7 protein-coding genes are annotated in these 5,917 nt (G+C 73.1%); 4 read left to right on the forward strand and 3 right to left on the reverse strand.

Annotation, left to right across the window (positions count from 1 at the left end; all coding sequences use genetic code 11):
* Positions 1–83: 83 nt before the first annotated feature.
* Both ACFV4F_RS41790 and ACFV4F_RS41795 read right to left on the reverse strand, forming a co-directional pair.
* A complete protein-coding gene (locus ACFV4F_RS41790; RefSeq protein WP_380510998.1) occupies positions 84–983 on the reverse strand; it encodes an acyl-CoA thioesterase in 900 nt (299 codons plus the stop codon).
* Positions 983–1,465, reverse strand: coding sequence for a cupin domain-containing protein (locus tag ACFV4F_RS41795; protein ID WP_380440877.1), 483 nt, complete (start codon positions 1,463–1,465; stop codon positions 983–985). Before ACFV4F_RS41795 ends, ACFV4F_RS41790 begins: the two co-directional genes overlap by 1 nt.
* A 95-nt stretch (positions 1,466–1,560) precedes the next feature.
* On the opposite strand from ACFV4F_RS41795, the gene ACFV4F_RS41800 reads away from it, so the two are divergent.
* The 3 genes from ACFV4F_RS41800 (at position 1,561) to ACFV4F_RS41810 (ending at position 3,943) form a co-directional block, all read left to right on the forward strand.
* The gene (locus ACFV4F_RS41800) at positions 1,561–1,980 is read left to right on the forward strand and encodes a RidA family protein (protein ID WP_380491098.1); all 420 of its coding nucleotides are present in this window, start codon (positions 1,561–1,563) and stop codon (positions 1,978–1,980) included.
* Between the two features lie 137 nt (positions 1,981–2,117).
* Positions 2,118–3,005, forward strand: a complete 888-nt coding sequence (locus tag ACFV4F_RS41805) for a fumarylacetoacetate hydrolase family protein (RefSeq protein ID WP_380511001.1) — start codon at positions 2,118–2,120, stop codon at positions 3,003–3,005.
* Positions 3,006–3,067: 62 nt separating this feature from the next.
* Positions 3,068–3,943, forward strand: a complete 876-nt coding sequence (locus ACFV4F_RS41810; protein WP_380440868.1) for a PaaX family transcriptional regulator C-terminal domain-containing protein — start codon at positions 3,068–3,070, stop codon at positions 3,941–3,943.
* Here the strand turns inward: ACFV4F_RS41810 and ACFV4F_RS41815 are convergent.
* A complete protein-coding gene (locus tag ACFV4F_RS41815) occupies positions 3,882–5,342 on the reverse strand; it encodes a DHA2 family efflux MFS transporter permease subunit (protein ID WP_380511004.1) in 1,461 nt (486 codons plus the stop codon). The genes ACFV4F_RS41810 and ACFV4F_RS41815 overlap by 62 nt on opposite strands.
* A 200-nt stretch (positions 5,343–5,542) precedes the next feature.
* Here ACFV4F_RS41815 and ACFV4F_RS41820 point away from each other — a divergent pair, with 200 nt between their 5' ends.
* Entirely contained in the window at positions 5,543–5,890 is a 348-nt protein-coding gene (locus ACFV4F_RS41820) for a YciI family protein (protein WP_380511006.1), read from the forward strand.
* The last annotated feature ends 27 nt before the right edge of the window (positions 5,891–5,917 follow it).

Raw genomic sequence — 5,917 nt, forward strand, 5'->3', positions numbered from 1 at the left:
ACCGCCCCCCCCGCCCCCCAGCGCGCCGTCCCCGCGCCCCCCCCCCCCGAGCCCCTCTCCGTGCCGCCCTAACACATGCACGATCAGGTGGTGCGGATCATGCCCTCCTGGGCGACGGTGGCGAGGTGGCGGTGGTCGCGGGTGAAGAACCTGCCCGTGCCGAGCCCGCGTCCGCTGTCGGCGGCGACCGCCTCCTGCACGTACAGCAGCCAGTCGTCCACCGGTCCCGGCCGGTGGAACCACATGGCGTGGTCGAGGCTCGCCGTCACCAGCCCGGGCCGTGCCCACGCGAGGTCGAGCACGCGCAGGACGGGCTCCAGGATCGTGTAGTCGCAGACGTAGGCGAGGGCGGCCTGGTCGCGCTGCGCGTCGGTGAGGCCCTCGACGGGCCGCAGGTGGTCGAACGGCTTGATCCAGACGGCCTGGTGGGGGGTCCGCTCGCCCTCGACGGTGAGGTAGACGGGGCCCGGCACGTGGCGCATGTCGAAGCTGCGGCCGCCGGACCAGTACGCCTTGGACCCGTCGGTCATCGTGCCGCCGGTGCGGTCGGCGAGGTAGGCGGCCGAGCTCGGCAGGCTCTCGGGGGAGGGCAGCGAGCCGTCGAAGCCGGCGGCGAAGGTGCCGCCGGGCTCGCCGGCCGCGAAGTTGGCCAGGCAGACGTACAGCGGCTTGCCGTTCTGGTAGCCGCGCACCTGGCGGGTGCTGTAGCCGCGGCCGTCGCGCAGGACCTCCACCTCGTAGCGGACGTCGGCGCCGATGTCGGCCGGGCGCAGGAAGTAGCCGTGCATCGAGTGCAGCGACTTGCCGTCCGTCACCGAGCGCATCGCGGCGGCGGCGGCCTGGGCGACGAGGTCGCCGCCGTAGGCCTTGGGCCACGGGCAGGGCTGGGTGGTGGCGGTGAAGGCGAGGTCGAAGTGCTCGGGCTCGGCGGGCTTGAGGGTGACGGCCGAGGTGAAGGCCTCGGAGGTGGGATCGGCGGCCATCAGCGGTCCGTCCAGTCGCGCAGGTCGTCGTCGGCGACGTCCGGCAGGTTGACGACGATGTTCTCGGGCGTGCGGGTGGTCATCCACACGAGGCGCTCGGTGCGCGAGAGGTTGCACTCGATGTGGGGCATGAACGGGGGCACGAAGACCCAGTCGCCCTGCTCCATGTCGATGTAGTCCTCGAACCGTTCGCCGAAGTAGATGCGGCCGCGGCCCTCCAGGACGTAGCCGCCGGTCTCGGCCTCGCCGTGGTGGTGGGTCACCGAGCGGTAGCCGGGCTCGTTGCTGACCTGGCCGAACCAGAGCCGGCGGGCGGGGGTGTGCTGGATGCTCACGCCCGAGATCCGCACGGCGCCGCCGGAGTCGGCGGTGCCCGGGTCCTCCATGCCGCGGCGGGTGACGACGGGGGCGACCAGACCGCTCGGGAGGCGGTACATCGAATTGTCGCCGTCGAGTTGGTACGTGCTGAGATCGGGCTCCATGCGGACGGCTCCGTTTCTCGGGATCGGTATCTCGTTTTTTTCACGACCGTCATCTAGTGTCAATACATCTCGCCCCGACACACGATGGAGGCCGCATGACGCCGGTGCCCGTCAACCCGAGCTCCCTGCCGAAGCCGAGCGGTTACTCGCACGGGACGCTGGCTGGCAACATCCTCCACCTCGGGGGGCAGACCGCCCTCGACGCCGGCATGCGGATCGTGCCGGGCGGCATCGTGGAGCAGTTCCGGCAGGCCTTCGGCAACGTCCTCGCCACCCTGCGCGAGGCGGGCGGCGAGCCGCAGGACCTGGTCAGCGTGACGATCTACCTGACCGACATCCCCGACTACCAGGCGCACGGCAAGGAAATCGGCGAGGTCTGGCGCGAACTGGCCGGGCCGGTCTACCCGGCGATGGCGGGCATCGGCTGCACCGCGCTGTGGCAGCCGGAGGCGCTGATCGAGATCCTCGGGGTCGCGGTGATCCCGGACGAGCGGTTGGTGCGGCCCGCGGCGTGAGCCGATCTGCGGGGGTGGAGCACCGTGCCCCGGGCAGCGCGAGTGGATCGCCGCGAATCGGGCACCTGAATCGGGCGCCGTGACGAGTGCACGGTGGATCGATCTTCCCTGACGGTCGCAACGGAGGTACCGCAACGATGAAGCTCGCAGCCCTGACGGTCGACGGCCGGCCGCGCGCAGGGGCCGTCGACGAGGACGCGAAGGCCCTGGCCCTGCTGCCCGAGTGGCTCGGCACGGTCGACGTCCTCGTGCGCGGCGGGCCGGAGGGCCTGGCGGCGGCGCGGGCCGCGGTGGCGCACGCGCCGGTCGTCGCGCTCGCGGACGTCCGACTGGAGTCGCCGTTGCAGCACTTCAACCGCGACATCCTGTGCACCGGCTGGAACTACTGGGACCACTTCGAGGAGTCCCGCGGCAAGCGCGGCGGCCAGGACCCGGCCGGGCGGCCAGACCGGCCCACCTTCTTCACCAAGGGCCCGGACACCGTCATCGGCCCGGCCGACGACATCGCCTACGACCCGGAACTCTCCGCCCAGTGGGACTACGAGGCCGAGATCGCCCTCGTCATCGGCCGCGACGGCCGGTCGATCCCGGAGTCCGAGGCCCTCGGCCACGTCTTCGGCTACCTCGTCGCCAACGACGTCTCCCAGCGCGACCTCCAGCGCGCCCACGGCGGCCAGTGGCTCAAGGGCAAGAGCATCGACGCCACCATGCCCCTCGGCCCCTGGCTCACCACCGCCGACGAAGTGCCGGACCCGGGCGGCCTGCGCGTGCGCTGCGAGGTCAACGGCGAACCGCGCCAGGACGCCACCAGCGCCCGGATGGCCTTCCCGATCGCCCGGTTGATCGCCGAACTGAGCCGGGGGATGACGCTGCGCGCCGGCGACGTCCTGCTCACCGGCACCCCGAGCGGCATCGGCAGCGCCCGCGACCCGCAGGTCTTCCTGCGCGACGGGGACGTCGTCGTCACACGCGTCGACGGGCTCGGCGAGCTGCGCAACCGGGTCGTGCGGACGTCGCTGATGTGATGACCGGCAGAGGCGATAGGCTGCCCGCGGCCGAGCTTGATCAACACCGGGCTTGATCCACAATGCCGGCCCGAGACGAGGAGAGCGCACCTGTGACGGCCGGGCACGAGGAGTCCCCCGCGGCCGGCCGCGACGCGCGGCACGGCCCCCTGATCACCACCACCTTCGGCCTGTACGCGCGCGGTGAGGAGAACTGGCTCTCCGTCGCGTCGGTGGTCCGGCTGATGGGCGACCTCGGCGTCGAGCCGCCCGCCGTCCGTTCGTCCATCTCCCGCCTCAAGCGGCGTGGCGTCCTGGAGAGCGGGCGGCACGGGGGCGCCGCCGGGTACGCGCTCGTCCCGTCGGTGCTGGAGACGCTCGCCGAGGGCGACGCCCGCATCTTCGAGCGCGTGCGCGCCGTGCCCGAGGACGGCTGGATCGTCGTCGTCTTCTCCGTCCCCGAGTCCGAGCGCCAGAAACGCCACGAGCTGCGCACCAGCCTCACCCGGCTCGGCCTCGGCACCGCGGCGCCCGGCGTCTGGGTGGCGCCGGGCAACCTCGCCGCCGAGACCCGCCGCACCCTGGAGCGCCGCGGGCTCGCTGCCTACGTCGACATCTTCAGTGGCGAGCACTACGCCTTCGGCGACCTGCGCTCCAAGGTGCGCAGCTGGTGGGACCTCGACGAACTCGCCGAGCTGTACGCGGAGTTCCTCGCCCGCCACCGCCCGGTCCTGGACCGGGTGAAGACCTCCGGCGTCACCCCGCTGGAGGCCTTCCGGGTCTACGTCCCGATGCTCACCCAGTGGCGCCGCCTCCCGTACCGGGACCCCGGCCTGCCGCTCTCGCTGCTCCCCCCGGGCTGGAACGGGGTCAGCGCCGGCGCCCTGTTCGACGAGCTCAACGCGATGTTGAGTACGGGCGCGCGGGAACACGCGCTGTCGGTGATCCACGCCGAGTAGGCGCGGGGGCCTTGCGTCGGAGGCCGAACAGGCCGACCAGGACGCCGACGGCGGAGAATCCGACGCCCACCCACAGCGCCGTGGTGAAGCCGTCGACGAACACGGCGGGCGAGGAGTACGCGCCGGGGCGGGCGAAGACGGAGGCCAGGACGGCCACGCCGAAGACGCCGCCGAGCTCGCGCATCGCGCTGTTGGTGCCGGCCGCCATGCCGACGTCCCGGTCGTCGACCGACTCGACGACGGCGTTGGCCACGGTCGGGAACACCAGGGAGGTGCCGGTCCCGGCGATCGCCAGGGCGACGCCCAGCGCGGCGAAGCCGGAGGCCGGCCGGGCGATCCCGGCGACCCAGGCGAGCCCGCCGGCCTGGAGCAGCAGGCCGAGGACGATGAACGGCCGGTTCCCGTAGCGGTCGGCCAGCCGTCCGGCGAGCGGCGCGACCACCACCGGCGCCGCCGTCCAGGCGAGCAGGCGCAGGCCCGCCTGCATCGGGGTGAGGCCCTGCGCCGTCTGGAAGAACTGCGCCATCAGGAACAGTGCGCCGAACAGGCCCGCGTAGAGGAAGAAGCTCACGCCGTTGGCCGCGGAGAAGCTGCGGCGCCGGAACATCGCGAGCGGCAGCATCGGTGCCGGGGCCCGCCGCTCCCACCACAGGAACGCGCCGACGACGGCCGCGCCCGCGAGCAGCGACCCGAGCACCTCGCCGCTCGCCCAGCCGACGGTGTTCGAACGGACCAGCCCCCACGTGAGGCCGAAGAACCCGGCCCCGGCGAGCAGCAGCCCGGGTACGTCCAGGCGCGGCCGCGGACCGAAGTTCTCGCGCAGGCGGGTCGCCGCGAGCGGGATCAGGGCGAGGCCGATCGGCACGTTCAGCCAGAAGATCCAGTGCCAGCTGATCCCCTGCACGACCGCGCCGCCGACCACCGGACCGGCCGCCACCGCCAGCCCGGCGATGCCGCCCCACAGGCCGATCGCCATGCCGCGCTTCCCGGCCGGGAACGCCGCGCTGATCAGGGTGAGCGTCAGCGGCATCACCAGCGCCGCACCCGCGCCCTGCACGGCCCGGGCGGCGATCAGCGCGCCGACCGTCGGGGAGAGCGCGGCCGCGGCCGAGGCCGCCGTGAACACGGCCAGCCCGACGGCGTACATCCGCCGCCGGCCGAACCTGTCGCCCAGCGCGGCACCGGTGAGCAGCGCGCAGGCGAAGCACAGGTTGTAGGCGTTGACCGTCCACTCCAGGTCGGACAGGCCGCCGTGCAGGGAGATCCGCAGCGCGGGCAGGGCGGTCGTGACGACGAGGGTGTCGAGGGCGGTCATGAAGACGCCCAGCGAGGCGAGGACCAGGGTCCAGGCCTGCCGGGCCGGCCGCGCGGGGGCGGTTTGCGCGGTGGCGGTGGTCATCGGGACGCACCTCCTCGGGGTGGGTGGCTTGCACGGGTGGGACGAACGGGAACGCGTCCGGAGGACAGCGATGGCCGGGTGCGCGGTGACGTCGGACGATGGAGTGGTCCATCCGGCTTCGTCCCGTTCGTCCCATCTGTGACCGACCGATTCCGGGACTCCGGTCCACTCGGTCCAAGGGCTGTTGCGAGGAGGACGACATGCGATACCTGCTGATCATCTGCACCGACGAGAACGCCATCGGCGCCCTCGGCCCCGACGAGGGCGCGGCGATGCTCGCCGAGTACACCGCCTTCGGCGAGGAGATGGGCCGCCGCGGCGTCCTCCTCGGCGGCGAGCGCCTGCGGCCGACCGCCGACGCCACCACCGTCCGCGTGCGCGACGGCGACGTGCTGGTGGCCGACGGCCCCTTCGCGGAGACGAAGGAGCAGGTCGGCGGCTACTACATGGTCGACGCCCGGGACCTCGACGAGGCGATCGAGATCGCCTCCAAGATCCCCGGCGCCCGGCACGGGACGATCGAGGTGAGACCGAACTGGCAGCGCTGACCGACCGCGCGGCGGCCGCCGACGCCG

It is taken from the genome of Kitasatospora sp. NPDC059722 (assembly GCF_042733235.1).
Taxonomy (GTDB): domain Bacteria; phylum Actinomycetota; class Actinomycetes; order Streptomycetales; family Streptomycetaceae; genus Kitasatospora.